Annotated in this window: 12 protein-coding genes; 10 read left to right on the forward strand and 2 right to left on the reverse strand. The window is 59.0% G+C overall.

What is annotated here, in order from left to right; genetic code table 11:
- Positions 1–626: 626 nt before the first annotated feature.
- The 9 genes from AABE10_RS33870 (at position 627) to AABE10_RS33910 (ending at position 14,055) form a co-directional block, all read left to right on the forward strand.
- Entirely contained in the window at positions 627–944 is a 318-nt protein-coding gene (locus AABE10_RS33870; protein ID WP_090872347.1) for a hypothetical protein, read from the forward strand.
- A 15-nt stretch (positions 945–959) separates the two neighbouring features.
- Complete coding sequence (locus tag AABE10_RS33875) at positions 960–1,220, forward strand: hypothetical protein (RefSeq protein WP_090872349.1); 261 nt, start codon at positions 960–962, stop codon at positions 1,218–1,220.
- 531 nt (positions 1,221–1,751) lie between these two features.
- Positions 1,752–3,008, forward strand: coding sequence for a DNA repair exonuclease (locus tag AABE10_RS33880; RefSeq protein WP_342937459.1), 1,257 nt, complete (start codon positions 1,752–1,754; stop codon positions 3,006–3,008).
- Positions 3,009–3,011: 3 nt separating this feature from the next.
- Positions 3,012–6,473 carry an ATP-binding protein gene (locus tag AABE10_RS33885; protein ID WP_342937460.1) on the forward strand — a complete coding sequence of 1,154 codons (3,462 nt, stop codon included), beginning with the start codon at positions 3,012–3,014 and terminating at the stop codon, positions 6,471–6,473.
- A 322-nt stretch (positions 6,474–6,795) separates the two neighbouring features.
- Complete coding sequence (locus AABE10_RS33890) at positions 6,796–6,996, forward strand: hypothetical protein (RefSeq protein WP_342937461.1); 201 nt, start codon at positions 6,796–6,798, stop codon at positions 6,994–6,996.
- Positions 6,997–7,945: 949 nt separating this feature from the next.
- Positions 7,946–10,369, forward strand: a complete 2,424-nt coding sequence (locus AABE10_RS33895) for an ABC-three component system protein (RefSeq protein ID WP_342937462.1) — start codon at positions 7,946–7,948, stop codon at positions 10,367–10,369.
- On the forward strand, positions 10,356–11,003 hold the full coding sequence (locus tag AABE10_RS33900) for an ABC-three component system middle component 1 (protein ID WP_342937463.1): 648 nt from the start codon (positions 10,356–10,358) through the stop codon (positions 11,001–11,003). Before AABE10_RS33895 ends, AABE10_RS33900 begins: the two co-directional genes overlap by 14 nt.
- The gene (locus tag AABE10_RS33905; protein ID WP_342937464.1) at positions 11,000–12,535 is read left to right on the forward strand and encodes an AAA family ATPase; all 1,536 of its coding nucleotides are present in this window, start codon (positions 11,000–11,002) and stop codon (positions 12,533–12,535) included. The genes AABE10_RS33900 and AABE10_RS33905 overlap by 4 nt, the downstream gene beginning before the upstream one ends.
- 35 nt (positions 12,536–12,570) lie before the next feature.
- Complete coding sequence (locus AABE10_RS33910) at positions 12,571–14,055, forward strand: hypothetical protein (protein ID WP_342937465.1); 1,485 nt, start codon at positions 12,571–12,573, stop codon at positions 14,053–14,055.
- A 581-nt stretch (positions 14,056–14,636) separates the two neighbouring features.
- Here AABE10_RS33910 and AABE10_RS33915 read toward each other — a convergent pair.
- Complete coding sequence (locus AABE10_RS33915) at positions 14,637–16,031, reverse strand: hypothetical protein (protein WP_342937466.1); 1,395 nt, start codon at positions 16,029–16,031, stop codon at positions 14,637–14,639.
- A gap of 205 nt (positions 16,032–16,236) precedes the next feature.
- On the opposite strand from AABE10_RS33915, the gene AABE10_RS33920 reads away from it, so the two are divergent.
- Complete coding sequence (locus tag AABE10_RS33920) at positions 16,237–16,458, forward strand: hypothetical protein (protein ID WP_342937467.1); 222 nt, start codon at positions 16,237–16,239, stop codon at positions 16,456–16,458.
- Between the two features lie 36 nt (positions 16,459–16,494).
- Here the strand turns inward: AABE10_RS33920 and AABE10_RS33925 are convergent, their stop codons facing one another.
- Positions 16,495–17,169, reverse strand: a complete 675-nt coding sequence (locus AABE10_RS33925) for a sel1 repeat family protein (protein WP_342937468.1) — start codon at positions 17,167–17,169, stop codon at positions 16,495–16,497.
- Between the last annotated feature and the right edge of the window lie 196 nt (positions 17,170–17,365).

Raw genomic sequence — 17,365 nt, forward strand, 5'->3', positions numbered from 1 at the left:
GGGGAAAATGACAACGCGCGCTACAAAGCGGCCGCTCAACAAATGCGGTTCGTGCGGTCACACGTGGTATCCGAAGGGGCGATCACTGTCAGTGCGGTGCCCTGAATGCAGAAGCACTGATACGAAGAAGGCAGGTGCGGGGATCGGAGCAGTTGTGGTATTCCTCGCGGCGATGGCCATTTTTGGAGGCAAGAAGGAGTCGCATCCTGCGGCCGACGTTCGGGCGACGGGCGCTCCTGAAGTGCAGGCGGTCGAGCCGGTCACTGCCGCCAGTGCGCCTGAGCCGACTCTCAATGACGCAAATCTGTCCGGTGCGGCGGCATCGAGCGCCGGTGACGAAAAACCGTCAACAGATACTGCACAGACAGGGAGCACAAAGTTATCCGGCGGTCCTCAGGCGCAGGCGAACGTAACGCTTGCAGCGCCTGCGGTAGCTCCCGAAGTCGCTAGTGACGTAGCGCAAAGCCCCGAACCTGATGTACCGACTGCTCCAACCCTTCCATCAGTTCGTGACAGAGAGCATCACTGACGGGTGAGGCTCACCAGACGCGCAACGTCTGAGCCGCAAGTCTCAAGATTTCGAGGCTCGGCGCCGATAACTTTGATTAAATCCCCTGGCGAATTCGATGACAAAAACATGGCTGATAGTTCTGGCGATAGTTGTGGCTGCTGCCGCCGTGGCGTGCAGTCAGATCACTCTGTTTATTGTTCCACCGATCGGCGCGTTACCCGAAGGGCGGACCGTTGTGATCGGCAGGTTGAGTTCCACCAGATTTGTAGACAGCGCTGACGCAATGTGCGAGCGCATTCAGGGTGGCGTTAGCCTTCTCTGTCGTGCTGTGGTGATGGGCACGGTCTTCGAAAAGTCGACCATTCTGATGCGACTTCCATATAGCCAGTGGCTTTACGAGATTTCGACTGACGGGAAAACCTACGAACGTTAAGACGGGGAGCGGAGCATGGGATTTCTGGTGGTGGCAGCGCTGATTGGTTTGATTCCGGCAGCAATTGCAAAAGGCAAAGGGCGTTCGTTTGGCGCATGGTGGATTTATGGCGCCGCAATTTTCATCGTGGCGCTTCCACATTCCTTGTTGATGAAGTCGAATCAGGCAGGTATCGAGCGGCAGCAACTCGCCGATGGGATGAAGAAGTGCCGACATTGCGCGGAATTCATCAAGCAGGACGCCAATGTTTGCCGCTACTGCGGGCGGGACGTATAGAACGCTCTTCCGTCGGCATACCGTTCCTGACGGGATCTTCGGCGCATCAGCGAACGCAATGATGGTGCTTGTCGACTGCACGCGCGACTGCTGGATGGAGGCGTCGAGCCTCTGCTCACGCACGTGCGGCCGGACGGGAATTTCGGGTCCGCGGACGCCAGAATCCCGTCGATCGATGCGGACGTTTGAACGATTTTCAGTATGAAGTTCTGAACACACGCGCAAGTACCCGGATTCGGTTGGCGAGCTTCTCTCTCTTGAACCGGTCTGCGAATGAGGGGGGCATCACCTGGATTCGGCGCAGCGGCTGGAAAAAGACGGTAAGTCTCCCGACCGCTAACACAGGCGCCGAGTTCAGGGACTCCAGTTGTTCGCGCGCCCCGTGCGTCCGAAATCCTTACCCGATCGATCTCTTGCTCGCGGTCCGTCCGGTTTTATAGACCAGCTAGCGTTTCGCTTAGAATCGACGTCCGGCATCGGCGGGCCACGGCTGTGCACGTCGGCGGCTAATCGTTCAATCGGGGAGTGAACATGCGGTTTATCCATGCAGCGGATATTCATCTCGACAGTCCGCTTCACGGCCTGAGTGCCTATGCGGACGCGCCCGCGGCGATGCTGCGCAATTCGACGCGCGAGGCGTTCTCGTCGCTGGTGACGATCGCCATCGACGAATCTGTCGACTTCATGGTGATCGCGGGCGACCTGTACGACGGCACCTGGCGCGACCACAACACGGGCATCTTTTTCTGCAGGGAGATGGGCCGGCTGCGACGCGCGGAGATTCCCGTGTTCGTCCTGTTCGGCAATCACGACGCCGAAAGCGAGATGACGAAGCAACTGCAACTGCCCGAGAACGTCCGCACGTTCTCGACACGCAAGGCGGAGACGTTCAAGATCGACGCGCTGAAGGTCGCGTTGCACGGGCACAGCTTCAAGGAACGGGAGACTACCGCAAACCTCGTCACGGGCTACCCGCCGCCTGTTTCCGGCTACTTCAATATCGGCGTGCTGCACACGGCGCTCGAAGGCAATGCGGCCCACGCGAGCTATGCGCCGTGCTCACTGGCGGAACTGCATGGCAAGGGCTATCACTACTGGGCGCTCGGGCACGTGCACGAGTTTGCGATGTGGCAGGACCGGTCGACGGTCGTATTCCCGGGCAATCTGCAAGGCCGCAATATCCGCGAGACCGGGCGTCGCGGCGCCGTGATGGTGACGGTGGACGATTCGGGCGAGATCGAAATCGAGCGCCTCTTCGTCGATGTGCTGCGTTGGGAAGCGGTGGAGGTCGATGCCTCGGCTTGCGCGACGCTCAACGATGTCGCGCGCGCGGTTGGTATCCATCTGGAGATGCTCGCGGAATCGGCGTCGGCGACGGTGCCGCATGCCGTCCGCGTGACGGTCACGGGAATGACTGCGGCGCATGGCGACCTGTTCGGACTCGAGCCGCAATTGCGCGCCGAAGTGCTTGCGCAGATCGCGGGTCTCAGCCACGACCGTCTGTGGCTGGAGAAAGTACGCATCGAGACGAGCCCGCTCGGCGATAGCAATGCCGTGCTCGATCGCGCGGATGCCATCGTAGATCTGCATAACCTGCTCGTCGAAGCCGAGTCCGATCCGGAGTTTCTCGCGATGCTGAAAGAGCGGCTGATCGGGCTGGCGACGCATTCGCCTCACGAACTGCAGGAGATGGTGCCGGCGCTCTTCGATGTGCGCAACGGCGAACTGACGGGACTGGTGCGTGCAGTGCGCGCCGGGCTGGTTGAACAGGTGGCGAAGGCGAACTGAACCATGCGCATTGGCAAGCTCGAACTGATCCGCTACGGCAAGTTCTCCGATGAAGCGGTGGCGTTTCCCCGCTCGTCGCACGATTTTCACTTTCTCGTCGGACCCAACGAAGCCGGCAAGTCCACGATCAAGACGGCGATTACCGAACTGCTGTTCGGCATGCCGCACAGCTCGCCGCTGGATTTCATTCATCCTCAGAGCGAACTGCGGCTGGGCGCGGTGATCGAGCATTCGGATCAGTCGCTGGCGTTTCATCGGTCGAAGGCGAGAAAGGCGTCCCTGTCCGCGCCGACGGGCGAGCCGCTCGCGGGGGACGCGCTCTTTCCGTTTCTCGGAGAGGCCGACAAGGCGTTCTTCGAACAGATGTTCTGCCTCGATCACACGTCGCTGATCAAAGGCGGGCAGAGCATTCTCGATGCGTCCAGCGACGTGGGGCAGGTGCTATTCCAGTCGGCGGCAGGCATCTCGAGTCTGGGTCCCGTGCGGGAACGGCTCGCGCAAGAGGCCGACCGCCTGTGGAGCAAACGCAAGTCAGGCGAGCGCGCCTATTACGTCGGGCAGAAGCAACTCGATGACGCGAGCGCCGAACTGAGAGCTGCAATGGTCCGGACGTCCGCCTGGCGGGCTGCGCAGGAGACGGTCGACGACGCGCTGGAAGGCAAGCAATCCGCAGAGCGCCGGCATGGCGAGCTGGAACTGAAACGCAGCCGCCTGGAGCGCATTCGCCGCGTCACGCACCATCTTGCCGTGTGGCGGGAGAAGACCGCCGAGCTGCACACGCTGGGCGAGGTGATCGATCTGCCGCACGATGCCGACGCCACGCTGCAAGGCGCGTTGAGAAAACTGGCGGCAGCCGACAGCGCGCTCGAAGTGCATCTGCGGCGCGCGGGCGAACTGCAAGGCACGCTCGACAACAAGGACATCGATCAGGCCGCGCTAGGGTTCCAGAGCGAAATTGAGGCGCTGGAAAGTACGCGTCACCGATGCGGTGATCACGAAGCGGACATCGCGCGCCTCGAGCAGCAGGTGTCGTTGCTCGTGCGTCAGGTCGCCGATGCCTGCGCGCAACTCGAATGGCCCCGGGACGAACTGGCGGCGCGTAATAGCGTGCCCTCGGCGCTCGCGTTGCATACGGTCGAGAGCCTGATGCGCGACCGCGGCAAGCTTGAGCAGTCGGTCGTCAGCGCACAGCAGGCGTTAGAAAAGAAGCTTGCAGAGATCGCCGACCTTGGCCGCAAGCTGGAGAGCCTGCCCGCTGGGGAAGTTCCCGACGTTGTCCAGGCCGCACTGCGTTCCGGGCAACGATACAGGGAAAACGACCTCGCGCAGCGCCGGTTGACGGATGCCGCCACCGACGCACAGCGCACGCTGGATGCGAGTCTTGCGGCGCTCGGCAAATGGAGCCGTCCGTTGCCGGAGCTGAAGTCGATGACCTTGCCATCGACGGAACGTGTCGCGTCGTTGCGTGCCGAGCGCGACGATCTCATCTCGCGTCTCATGCGCGCACGCGACCGACTCGATGAAGCACGCGAGGGCGAACGTCTGGCCGTTGCCGAACACGATTCGTTCGAGCAGGCGCATCAGATCGTGACGGGTGAGGTCGTTGTGCAGGCGCGCGGGGTCCGCGACGCGGCATGGGCTGCGATCAGGGATGGCGCGGTGTCGGTGGCGGACGGCGCGCCGCAATTCGAAGCCGCAATGACGGTGGTGGACGATCTGTCCGACCGGCAGGTCGGCTCGGTCACGGAAGCGACGGAACTGTCGAACCTGAAACAGCGGGTTCTCGAAACGAAGCAAACAGCCCTGCGCCATGGCCAGCGCGTTGCCGAGGCAGAAGAGGCCCTCGCGCGCTTCAACGCAGTCTGGGCGTCGGTCGTATCCGAACAGGAGCTGGACGGCATGGCGCTCGACGATATCGCCTCATGGATCACGCGCCGCGAAAGCGCGCTGCAGGCCGCCACAGCGCTCGAAAAGAGCACGGATGAACTCGAACGCGAGCGCGCGGAGGTCCAATCGTGTCGGGCACGGCTCGCCGGTTGTCTCGTCCAGGCGGGGCTGAGCGGCCCGTTGCCGGCCGAGCTCGAAGACTTGTGCACGATGGCCGAGCGCTACGTGAGCGAACGCGGGCAGGCGGTGACGACGCGGCGCGTGCTCGCCGGGCAGATCGAAGCGGCTCAGGCCGAAGTTGCGAGCTTGCGTCGAGAGGCGGACGTGCACGACGATGCCCACGGTCACTGGAAGGATCAATGGGCCGCCGCCATGACGAAAGCGGGTCTGTCTGCCGTCGCGGATTCGGATGCCGCGACCGAGGCTGCGCTCGGAATCGCCAGGACGGTTCGCGAACAGCTCGATGAAATCGCAGCTATCCGCAACGCGCAGATCGATCCGATGCGCGCCGCCCTGGCGGACTTTTCCGCAGATGCCAGCAGGCTCGCGGTCAAGTTCGGCGTGTCAATGCCGGAAGCGGATGCGAAGACCATTTCGATCGAACTCTCGCGACGTCTGTCGTCGGCGCGGGCCGTGCAGGCCGAATCCCAGCGCCTGACGAACGAACTGGGGGACGTGTCGGAGCGCGTTCGCCTCGCCCGTGCGGAGGTGGATGAGGCGACAGCGCAACTGCGTCCGCTCTATGCGCTTGCGGCCGTCGACAAGCCTGACCTGCTGCGTCCGCTGATCGCGCGTTCGGACCGCAAGCGCGAACTGGCGGAGGCCATCGGGCAGGCGCACAGGAGTCTCGTCAACGATGGCGACGGACTGAGCATCGAAGAACTCGCCGAGGAAGTCGACGCGACCGATCTGGAGACGGTCCAGGCCGATCTGCTGAGCGTGGGCGTCGCGCTGACGGACTCGGTCAACGCACGTGCCGAGATGGCGACCAGGGTGGCCGAGGCGCGTCAGCAACTGGCGGCGATCTCGGGCGGCGCGAATGCCGCGATTGCAGAAGCAAAACGCCAGGAGGCGCTCGCCACCATGGCCGAAGCGGCCGAACGCTTCATCAAGGTCGAGACGGCGTCCACGTTGCTGCGCTGGGCCGTCGACCGGTATCGGGAGCGTCGTCAGGGGCCCATGCTGGCACGCGCGAGCGCAATCTTTTCGGAGCTGACGCTCGGTGCGTTCGAACGTCTTTCGGTCGACTACGACAGCCAGCCGCTGGCACTGGCCGCCGTGCGTGCGGGCGGCAAACGCGTGGAGATCAGTGGCATGAGTGAGGGGACGCGTGACCAGCTCTATCTGGCGTTACGTCTTGCCGCGCTCGAACTGCATTGCGAGCGTGGTTCCGCGCTGCCTTTCGTTGCCGATGACCTGTTCATCAATTTCGACGACAGGCGTGCGAAGGCAGGGCTTCGCGTGCTGGCGGGACTGGCCACGCGCATGCAGGTGATCTTTCTCAGTCACCACGATCACCTGGTCGAGATCATCAACGAGGTGTTTGGCGCTTCGGCGAACGTGCGATATCTCGGTTAGCGGTTCTCGCCATCCAGCAACGCAACGAATATTCCGGCAAGTAGTGCCGCTTTTGCGTGTCCAGGGTGGACATCGCCACTTCCCATGGTGGAACCCGCGTTGAAGTACAGCACCGATGAGCATGACGATCCGCGGCCATGATCGCCGCTGGCGTGGTCGTATCGGCGGTCGGTCAGAGGCAAGGAGATTCAATGACGTCGAAGGTGCAGTGGTGTCGGAACAAGCTCACAAAACCTCTTACCTGACGTCAACGAAACCAATCCCCACGCGTTATGGCAGTGGACGACGCAATGAATCGTCGCCTTACCACTGGAGACTTCAAATGAAGAAGCTTGCTGCCGCCTTGATTACATCCCTGTTTGCTACTGTCGCGTTCGCCCAGGCATCCGCACCCGCGGCGACCGCACCAGCAGCCACGGCTACGGCTCCGGCCACGACCGCCACGACGCCGGCGCCCGCACACAAGTCGACGAAGCACATTCATAAAGTGAGTCACCATGTGACGCACAAGAAGGCCGCATAATAATCCACGGCCTCGGCGTGAAGTATCAGAACCCTGCTTCGGCAGGGTTTTACGCATTGAGCGATCGGTCCTGAATTCGATAATTGTTCGCAGACTTACCTCGTCAAGGTGTTCGCGGTAGTCGGTGGGCGTGGCTGCGTTGGGTCTCACTCAAACAACGCTGCCTGATGCAAACGCGAGCACCTTGTCGCCAAGGCATTCGCGGCCGGCCCGTGGGCGGGGCCGTGAGAGTGGGCAAGCTGGCGCTTGTCCACTCAGAATCCCGCAAAAACGCTGCTTTATGCGAGCGCGAGTGCCTTGGCTCTTCACGGCTTGCGTCGCGCGTCAAACGCGCACACTGTTCAGATCACGATAGGAAATTTCCGCGACCAAAAGCGGCGGGACGACGGGCAGGTCGTCGACCTAAAGCCGACGTTGGCTGATCGGGAGCGTGTGGCCGTTCTAGGACTGCTTCGCCGACATTCGCGACCCGGTGTCGGCGAGCGTCGGATTTCCTTATTGGTGAACGAGTCCTCCCGACCTGACCCACTGCCGCCGTTCGAGCCAATGCAAGGGCTATGGTCGGTTGCAAGCTTGAACGGCCATTCGCGCGGTCTCCTCGCTGGCAAGTTGTCGGCCAAAGCTAACGGGGGGCCGATCAACGCGGGATAGCCTAATCCATAGGTCGGTCGGTTTCGGATAAATGAGATGACCATCTGTGTTCACCCGGCTAGCGATGGGATATGCGTAGCGAGTAATTCAGTTGTCCGCTCGCCGCGAGTTGAACGAGGAGCAAAGACGGGCATCGTCACGAACGATAGGCGCGACACCCGCGCGATAAAGTCTCTGTGGGACCACCAAGAAAAGTGCGTAACGTAAGGTCATTATCTGCGATAATTGTGCACCACTGTTTTCCTTAAGAAATCGGGTACGTAGTTGCCACAACTCAGCCGTACAGTGCAGTTCGGGGATGGCGGCGAAAAGTTTGGCAGCCCAGTTAATAGCTGAATTCATGTCAATTTCGCCAGCCGATTACAACAAGTGGCTGACCTTGAGCGAATCGCCGAGCGCACGTGATTTGTTCTTTCTGGGTCCATTAGACCGCCGGATCACCTTTTTCTCCCAGCAAGTGCGTGCACTTAGACTTGTGCACGCATTGTATAGCCAAGATCGCTTTAGCGATTCGCCGCGAGTCGCTGTTGTGGGCGGAGGTGCTGCTGGTATAACCGCCGCATTCGGATGTGGACTGCTCGGCTGTCGAGTCGACCTGATCGAAAGTACGACAGGTTTGTTTCATCTGCAGAGCAAATCGACGCGCTTCCTTCATCCTCACATATACGAGTGGCCATTGTGTGGGTCTTTGAATAGCCACGCAGTATTGCCTTTTCTCGCTTGGAAGGCTGACGAGGCGGGAAAAATTCGCGATCAGCTGGTGACAGAGTTCACGGCGCATCGACCAGAGAAGGTTAATGTCAAGGTCAGTCACGCCGTCACTAGGATTGGTAGCGAGGACGGCGAATGGAGACTTCATCTTAAATCTGACGCCGGCGAGATTTCCCAAAGCTATAACGTCGTGATAGTGGCAATGGGTTTTGGCGAAGAGAAGATCTGTGGCAGTGCTCGATCGATAGACTACTGGCGGGACCTTGGCCCGAGTGCTGTATCTGTTGAACTCACTAACAAGAGTTATTTCATCAGCGGAAGCGGTGACGGTGGCCTGACAGACATGATGGCTTGCCTCGTTGAAGATTTTGAACACTTCGCTTTTACTACCGATTTTCTGAAGAATTTTGGGAAGGACCGGCTTGCTAGGGCCGCCATTGAAGCCGATTCGCGAGTTAAACAACCGGGCGGCGATTTGGAACCAGAATTCAAGACAAGTCTGCTTCCGGTAATGCAGGATTGGGGCGTGATCGAATATTACGCGAAAAGATTGCGTACCGATCGTCAAGTGACTTTCAATGCTCAGACTGTCTTTGGGAAGGGCAAGGCATCACGCCTTAATCAGGTAATGGCCTACGCAATTCTCGAGGCGGCGAGGACTTTGCCCGGAATTTTCACGCTCAGCGCCGGAAACGTCAGCGATGTCCAAAAGAGCGACGCTAAGTTCACCGTGAGCGGAGTTGTAGCCGACACCGCCGTGTTTTCGGCTACTGTTGACGACGTAGTGCTTCGCCATGGACCGAACACCGCGGTGCGCTACAGCCCGCTTGGAATTTTTTTCGATGACTACCGTAAGCACCATGCCGAACTGATCAGAGATGACGGAACGTTAGCCGAGCCGCCGCAGTTGGCCGTCGAGACGTTTGAATTCTTCGATAAGTTATACACGGACGCATGCACTGACATTCAAACCAAGACGGCCCGGCAGGTTCAAGCGAAGGCGTGGCAGAAAGAGCTATTAGTATCCTGGGACGCCGCTCTTCATAAGCCGATACAGCAGGGGCCGACCGATCTTCTCGACTTGGCGAGGAAGATCGATAAGTTGCCGACGCCTGTAACACTCGTCTTCGCTCTCCCGCCCAAGAGTCTCGAAAAATACCTTACTGTCTTGCGGAGACTTGTTCGCGCGAGCCAGGGCCAAATACAAGTTGCCGTTCTGGAGAGTTTCTTTGAAGGCTGGCAGGGTAGATTCGACGCAATTTCGAGAATTACGGAGACTTTGAATCCGCATCCGGCGCTCGATCTGCCAGAGGCCGGATCGCTGTCCGCTATGGTTGACGCTACGCTAATGAAGGCGTTGGATGCCGGCGTGCAGGGGGTGGTCAAAGATGGTGTATGTACTGGTCTCGGAGCCGTTCACCCATCAATTGCAGGCGCTATCGGCGTGACTTGGGGGAACTGGAAGGCCGCCCTGACGGCTGATAGGCAACTTCAGGCCAGCTTTCTGCGCTTGCTGTTCAAAGTAGAGCCAGCGGGACTGGATCCTTGGGACGGAGACAGAGCGTGTATTCCAGACCTCATTGCTGCGTTGGTACTGATGCTAGCGACACATTCAGGCGAAAGTCTCGCGCCTGCCGAATGTGCTCCTGGGAATTTGAGTTTCGGTGTGGATAACGAAGCTGTGTGTCTTGGCTCTGGATGCACACTCATCAATGGAATTCCCGTTAGCGACGTCGAGGACGCAGAAAAGTGGAATGTTGATGCGTTGATCCTTGCCGGAGCTAGAGAGGACATGTTCCTGAATAAAGGGTCGGTGAAAGACGGCGGCGATCGCCCGAATACATTGGATCGGCCCACGCGCGAGCTGCCAGTTGTAATCACGGCGGCAAGGCGATGGCGTGAACTGATGCATACAGGCGTTGGGGCGTGGCAGGAGGCAGTCAAGCGTGAGTTTGACAACTGGCGAGAGCGCCAAGACATCAACTTGAGGGAACAAGATGCATCTCGATGAAATGCGCAAACGCCTCACCAACGTTGCTGCTGAGATTGACTGGAAAGCGAGGGTTGCCACGAAGCTGACGTCGCGACATTTTCGCGGACGTGACGGAGATGTCGATGTTCGACTTCCAGATCACATTTTCGGTCTAACTCTTGGACGGTTTCCGGTGCTCGTGACGGAGATACATCTGTGGCCCAATGAGACTATGCTTTCCGAACTACGTGCGGTTCATAACCAGATGATCATTGCTCGCTCATATTTGAGCAGCGAAGAGGTTATCGATGCGCACATACTGTTCGTCGCAGTTCAGCCTCCATCCGGAGTGGACTGGCGCAAGCAGATAGATCGCATAGAGCGGGACGAAGCTGTCTGCCGCAAACTCGTCTGGCTACCGAATGTCGACGATCTTGACAAGTCGTTCGAAGATTTTCGAGGTCGGACGTTTCTGTCAGAGCCTTGGGCCCTGGCCAGCGCACGCCGGGACGCAGCGCTTGACGACAACGCGGAACTCGTTGAGCGTGTTCTCCAAGAAAAGGGCCTGAGTGCCGCGGCGGCGCGGGCGTGGGTTGACATTGCAGACAATTACAGCCACGACCCGGACGCGATGGTCGAACGTCTGATCGGAGTTATGAAGACGGGGGGATGATGCCAGTCTATTTGAGCCGCATTGAGCTCTCAGAATTTCGTGGGTTCAAGAAACTGGCTGTGGATCTGCACACAGGACCAGGTGTGCTGCTCGTACATGGTGCCAACGGGCTAGGTAAATCGTCGTTGTTCGATGCGATTGAATGGGCCTTGACGAATCGGATCAACCAGTTCCCCGAGTCAAAGGGAGCCATCGAGCAGGGCTATCTGCGGCGCTGGAATGCACCTGAAGATCGGCCGACCGAGATTGCCCTACGGTTCAATGATGAGCATCTAATCCGCCGGAGACTAGTCGGGCTTGACACAACTGGCGTCACGGACGTGACGAGCTTCCTTCAGTCTCCAGCATGGAGGAAGGAGATAAAGCATCTCGAGCGTTACCTTTCGCTGACGCATTTTCTCGGCCAATCAACACTGACCCGTCTGACGCATCGAGATGCCAAGGAACGTTGGGACTACCTTGCAGAACCCGCGCAGAGTCAGCGCGCGACCGACATTGCAAAAGCTTTGCATGGGCACGGTGCGAGCTTGCCGGCCCGAGCATTTGAACGTCAAATGGCGGAGCTAAAGCGAAACGTTGATGAACTCGAGCGCATGCTCAGTCTTGAGGACGAACAGTGGGAAGCTGCGCGACTTGATGGGGCCTTGAGCGAAGAAATGTCTATGGTGGAAGCGCTGGTCTTACGTGACGCGCTGACCGCCATTGGCGTTCAACTGAACCTCAGTTTAAGACCTGAGGGTTCGCTCACTCATGACACACTCTCGGACGATTTGAGCGCGCTAGGAACGCTTGTCGAAGAAGGTATTCGGCTACGTGCGGTCGCAATCGAACGCGGACGCGTTCTTGACGGTGAACGCCAACGTATCAATGTGGGTATTGCCGCTGTCGATGGTGCCATCGATGCGGCCGGCCAAGTGTCGGACGCGATTCGCCAAGCTCGCATAGCGACTGCGGAGCGGCTCGAACAGGCCCGCGGAAAACTGGACGAGCAAACTCGGCACCATGTCAAAGCGCAGGAAGCGATTGCTGCTCTTTTGCGCTTTGAGGAAGCGTGTGAAAAGGCCGCAGGATTGCGCGAAACACGTCCAACGTTGGAATCGAATCTTGGGCTGGCCACGGAGACGCTGAGAAAGGCCGAAGACGAGCGTAAGAGATCGGAGCGTCGCAAAGCGCTTGCCGATCGTCTGAATGCCCGGGGTTTACAGTGCAGAAACGAAGTTGGAACGCTTTCACAGAGACTAAAGCTCATTGGCGACGCTGAAGATGCTTCGCGAGTGAGACAAACGGTCCTGTCGAAGGCGGAAGTATTCGATCGTGAAAATCTAGGTCTACAGGAGCAGATAGAAAAGGCACGTTCCAAGCAAAAAAGGGAGTCGGCTGAGTTAGCGCAACTAACCGAGAATTTGAATCGGGCTCGGTCGTCATACGATGAACTTGCAGGTGCCGTCGCAACAATAGCGGCGAACCTTGCGGAAGACGCGTGTAAGTGTCCTGTTTGCGCCACCAAGTTGGAGCTGCAGACCAACTGCTAGCAGAACTCATTTCGAAGGAAAGTGAAAGGAAGGCGTTGCGTGAAGACTGCGAGCGGGCAGATGAGTCATTCCGGCTGGCCTTGGCGCGCGTAGGTCTGGCCTCATCTGATGAGCCGTTAAGTCTGGCAGGACTCCGTGAGCAATGTGAAGTGCGTCGTGAAGTATTGACACGTGCTCAGAGCTTGACGGAGCGCAGACTACATTTGCCGGTCATAGGGGGAGTCGACGGCGCTTCGCGTGCTTGGTCAGAAGCGGATCGTACTTGGAGATCGGCGCGTCAGCTAGTTGACGATCGACAGTCAGCTGTCTCCGAGAATGGCCGCAAGCTGGAGATACTTGAGCATAGTCTGGGGGGACTTGCTGAGGCAGCTGGAGTTTTCCGCAATATTGACGCTGATGCTCTGCGTGCGTTGCGAAGCGAACGCTCGGATGCCGAACGTGCGCGTGCGGAGGATGTCGTCTCCGCACGCGCAACCGTCGGAACTGCTCAAGACGAGGTTGTTGCACTCGACCTCAGAACTGCGCAACACGCTGCGAAGGTGAAGTCACTGGGTGAGCAGCGGGAGGATTTTGTTCGTCAGCTGCGACACTTTCAAAGCGAGTGGCAGACGTTGGCATTGCCTAGCAGGGAGATCGATGGCGAGGTCGTGCAAGCATGCGGCTTGGAGTTGCCAAAAATGAGGTCGGACTTTGAGGGAGTCGTTAAGCGTGTGGAGACGTTGAGGAGTGGCATGTCCGCCTGGAAACGGCAAACGCTACACAGAGCTACGCTGGAAGCGTTGCGTGGGTCTCTGGGTAAGTCGGATGCTGCAATGGATCGCGAAGGAATTCGCAGTGCTGTGGTTCAAAAGCAAGCAGAGCTTCAGCGCAGGTCAGAAGCTATCGCAGTGGCGAAACGCATTGCAGCTGATACCAATACAGAGGTGACGCGTCGGGTTGAGGCGTTCAACAGGCAATTCCTCGCGCCTATGAGCGACTTGATGAACAAGTTGAACCGCTCGATTCTCAGCGATCCTGGGGTTGGACTGGGCTTTAAGATTGGAAAGGGAAAAGTCGAGCAGTTGACCGTAGCAGGACCCGGCGGCGACCCAAAGGCGAACAATCTTAACCCCCAATTCGTTCATAGTGAAGGGCAGATGGCCGCGCTCGCAGTCAGCATGCTTTGCGCCGCGAACTTGACGTTTCCGTGGTCTCGATGGTCTGCGCTCATCATGGACGATCCTCTGCAACACAATGATGTTGTCCATGCGGCAGCGTTTTCAGACATGATTGCGAATCTGGTTTTGGCGAGGAAATATCAGATATTCCTCACGACACACGATCGCGCTCAGGCCGATTTTCTGCGCAGAAAATTTTCAGCTGCAAAGATACCGTGCACGACGCTGCATTTGCTTGGGCGAGGAACCGACGGTGTAGATAGTGAAGTGGTCGTGGATCGTCCTGTGGAAGAGCACGAGCGTCACGACGATGTGATCCGAACTCTGCCGGATTCCGACGCGCAAATACGCAGGAAGGATTGAGACGCGATGTGCCCCTCCCTCCCATCGGTCTGACCGGAGGGGGCTTGGTGGCAGATAGGGCACCTGCCCTCTAAACTGCGATGTTTCGACTGGCACCAACGGGTCGGAGCGACTCATTCATTGACGTGAGCAGTACGTTGTCCAACGTCCGTTAGCGAATTGCGGTAAACCGATTTTCAGCTGACGCACCGTTCCTTGCCGCCGAACGTTCGCGAAGGCCGACAAGTGTTTGTTGATCGGCTGCTTCGCGGGGCAGAACGACATAATGGAGGGGGACAAACGCCCGGGCTTGACATAAAACCCGCTGGCGGGCTTGACAACATGACATGGCAGACAGACAACAACAGACACATAACCGGCAAACGTCGAGCCGCTTGCGCCCGATGAACGCGGACGGCTCGAGAGTCCTGCCAGCAAATGGCGTCGTTCCGGGCGTCCGCGGCTGCATCATCTGATGGTCGTGCAAATTCTTGCGTCACGGTGACCACCGTTTCCCGTCTCACTGGGGCATCATGCAATTCGGCGCAAATCCAGACGGCCTGGCGCTCACGACGGATCGGCCGATCGACGCCGCCAACGACTTACAACAGGACCGCCTGCTGTAAAAGCTCCAGGGCTTTCAATTCGTCCAGCCGACCCGTGCGTGCCTTACCCGCCAGCGTCTTGATCAATGCTTCTGCTATCGGTGCAATACCGTGGAGATTGTCCAGGCTGGTCACGGTGGCGAAGGGGAGTGGAGCCGGACTTTGCTGCGGGTGCGCGGAGACGGGCAACGATTCGGGCATCGACCCGGAGGGTGCAGATGTGGCTGCCGGCACCGCTTCATCCTTTTCATCGAATGAACGGCTGGCAAGGTCCTCGGAGGAATCATTGACATCAGCTCGCGGGCTGACGACGATCGTCTCCGTGTCTTCCGCGACGTCCGCCGAAACAGGTGCGGGGCTTTCCGATGCATCCAGGGCGGTCGCACGCACGCGCCTCGTGCGCACTTTCCCGTCGACGAGATTCCCCCGTACACCATCGTTCGTTGCTGGCGCAGGCGACTCATGTTGTTGAACGGATGCGCGACCGCGTGGAGCAGGCGTAAGCAGACGCGACACTGACTCTGGAATGTCGGCTTCCGTGCGCGGACTGTCTAACCAGCCAACTGGCAATCCGAGTCGCTCCGTGAACCGGTTTGTTTCCAAACTGTCCATGCGCTTCTTGCCATGTAGACGATCGGCGATGTTGAATCCACTCATCTCCATGACCACGCCGAGTCTGACTTTCGATCCGTTGCGACTGGTGAGAAGGTGGAGGTTGGCGCGTCGCATATTTTCCACCTCGGCGCTGTCGCTCAATGCTAGCGGCTGCTGTTGCGGCGTTTTAGGCGGCTTGTTTGTCGGACCCGAAGCTTTAACCGGCACTCCTGGTTTGGGCTGTTCGGGCTTTCCGCTTCGACTATTCTTGACGGTTCTCGGCGAACCGCCAGCTACTTTCTTTGGCATTTGCGCTTCCTCGGACAAACTATCCTCAGGAACTGGTTGCTGGTCGGCGGTCCGGGCAGGAGCCGGCTCAAGTGCTTCGGCCTCTGCGTCGAATCCTTCATCGATCTGGACGAAGTCGAGCGGTGACTTCAGACGGGCGATGGTCTCGGCCGCGAGCGCAGGATTGGGCTGGTCAAAAAAGCCGTGCGGTAACCCGAGCGTGGTTTCCATGTGAAAGGCGGTCTCGGGCGTGAACCGCTCGCCTTTCATCAGTTCGGCCACGCGCGTCATGCTCGATTCGAGTGCAATGGCGATATTCTCTGCGCCTACCGCATCGACCAGAAACTGAAACGATCGTGTTTTGAAGATGGACGCAGTCTGGGCGGGGTCTCGGGGCGGCGCCTTCACATACGGAGGTCCCGGCCGTTGGGGTGGAGGCTTTTTCTCGTGGTAAGGTTGGCGTTGGCCGTTGCGCCGGGATCCCGCATATCGCCCGCGGGCTTGACTCATAAAATACGGCTCCATGCGACGTTGATTCTGGACATGCTGATTATAGACGAGGCGATGTCGGGATTCGACGCCGTCCCCATGCTGTCACATTTTGGGATTAAGCTCTTCGCCCTCGGTAGTCAGCCAACGGTCGTGGGCGTCATGCAGCGCCCGTCGCCGTAAAACCTGGCGACCGGCGTTTCTCTCTTTGCGTCAGGAGCATCCCGTGTTGAGCGCCCACGAATTCGCAACATTGATGCTGGTCAAGGACTCCGCCGATCACATTGCTGATCGGGAAGAGCTTGGTGCGTTGCTTGAACGCCAGCTTGTTGCACTGGAGCGACGTGCGGGCGGAGCAGTGCGCCCTCGCATCACGGAGGACGGAGAGTCGCTTCTCCGCAACCTTGCCTTTATTAATAATGCGAAATATCCGTCGGGCACCGCCTGAAATCTGCCAGCCGCACGACTGGCGGGCGGCAGGAACTCAACGCAGCGCTTCCAGGCGGCGTTGGCAACATTTGTCGTCGCCACCGCGTCGATAGCTCTGCATGGCCTTTGTGCGATCCGGAATGAATCCGTTGTCGTCCGCGCCCCACAGGCCTTCCCAGAAAAGCCCGAGATTATGTGCCGCGGCCTTGTGGCCCAGTTCAATGGCCTGCTCGTAGAGCGATCGCGCACGGCTCACATCAACATGCATACCCCGCCCGAGCCGTGCACTATCGGCCAGCGCGGCAGCGGACATGCCGCGCAGACGACTGTCCGCGGTTTCATCTTTCATCACATCGTCGAGAATCGCGTTCCCGGTCTCGAAGTCCGCCTCACCTCCTGTGGCCGTAACCAGGGAAATGGCCATCGCTACCCGCCAGGCCGGATGACGGTTCACCCCGATGCGCTCGAGTAACCAGCGGCCCAGACAAGCCGCGCCATCCAGTGTGCTGGTCAGGAGCGCGTTCGCGATCGCGGCGAGCGACTCGGGTGACAGGAATCCCGTCTTGTTAGCAGCGAGGACATGACGGGAGAATTTCTCAACATCAAGAGAGGGGTCAGCGCGACGCAACTGATGCCATTCACGCTCGATTGTGCCAACCCAGCTTTCCATCTGCATGGTGAGCGACCCTTTGGTGAAGAACGCACCCCATTGTAGCTCACCATTTTCCATTCGCAATGCACATTCGCGCGTCTAGCTAAGCCTGATGACGACGCGGCCGTAAACAGCTCACAAGGGATTTTTAGAGGGTGGCCGCGCTCCCTTCCAGAAACGCGGCCCCCGAAGAACCGTACGTGCGAGTTTCCCCGCATACGGCTCGCGCACGGCATTAAGCATCACGTCGATGCCGGTTGTGTTTGTGCACACA

The organism is Paraburkholderia diazotrophica, assembly GCF_038900755.1.
GTDB lineage: Bacteria > Pseudomonadota > Gammaproteobacteria > Burkholderiales > Burkholderiaceae > Paraburkholderia > Paraburkholderia diazotrophica_A.

Bases quoted from the DNA above. Each gene is read 5' to 3' on its own strand.
- AABE10_RS33925 (WP_342937468.1), bottom strand. From the start codon at position 17,169: ATGGAAAATGGTGAGCTACAATGGGGTGCGTTCTTCACCAAAGGGTCG.
- AABE10_RS33880 (WP_342937459.1), top strand. From the start codon at position 1,752: ATGCGGTTTATCCATGCAGCGGATATTCATCTCGACAGTCCGCTTCAC.
- AABE10_RS33885 (WP_342937460.1), top strand. From the start codon at position 3,012: ATGCGCATTGGCAAGCTCGAACTGATCCGCTACGGCAAGTTCTCCGAT.
- AABE10_RS33905 (WP_342937464.1), top strand. From the start codon at position 11,000: ATGATGCCAGTCTATTTGAGCCGCATTGAGCTCTCAGAATTTCGTGGG.
- AABE10_RS33875 (WP_090872349.1), top strand. From the start codon at position 960: ATGGGATTTCTGGTGGTGGCAGCGCTGATTGGTTTGATTCCGGCAGCA.
- AABE10_RS33895 (WP_342937462.1), top strand. From the start codon at position 7,946: ATGGCGGCGAAAAGTTTGGCAGCCCAGTTAATAGCTGAATTCATGTCA.
- AABE10_RS33890 (WP_342937461.1), top strand. From the start codon at position 6,796: ATGAAGAAGCTTGCTGCCGCCTTGATTACATCCCTGTTTGCTACTGTC.
- AABE10_RS33900 (WP_342937463.1), top strand. From the start codon at position 10,356: ATGCATCTCGATGAAATGCGCAAACGCCTCACCAACGTTGCTGCTGAG.
- AABE10_RS33870 (WP_090872347.1), top strand. From the start codon at position 627: ATGACAAAAACATGGCTGATAGTTCTGGCGATAGTTGTGGCTGCTGCC.
- AABE10_RS33915 (WP_342937466.1), bottom strand. From the start codon at position 16,031: ATGAGTCAAGCCCGCGGGCGATATGCGGGATCCCGGCGCAACGGCCAA.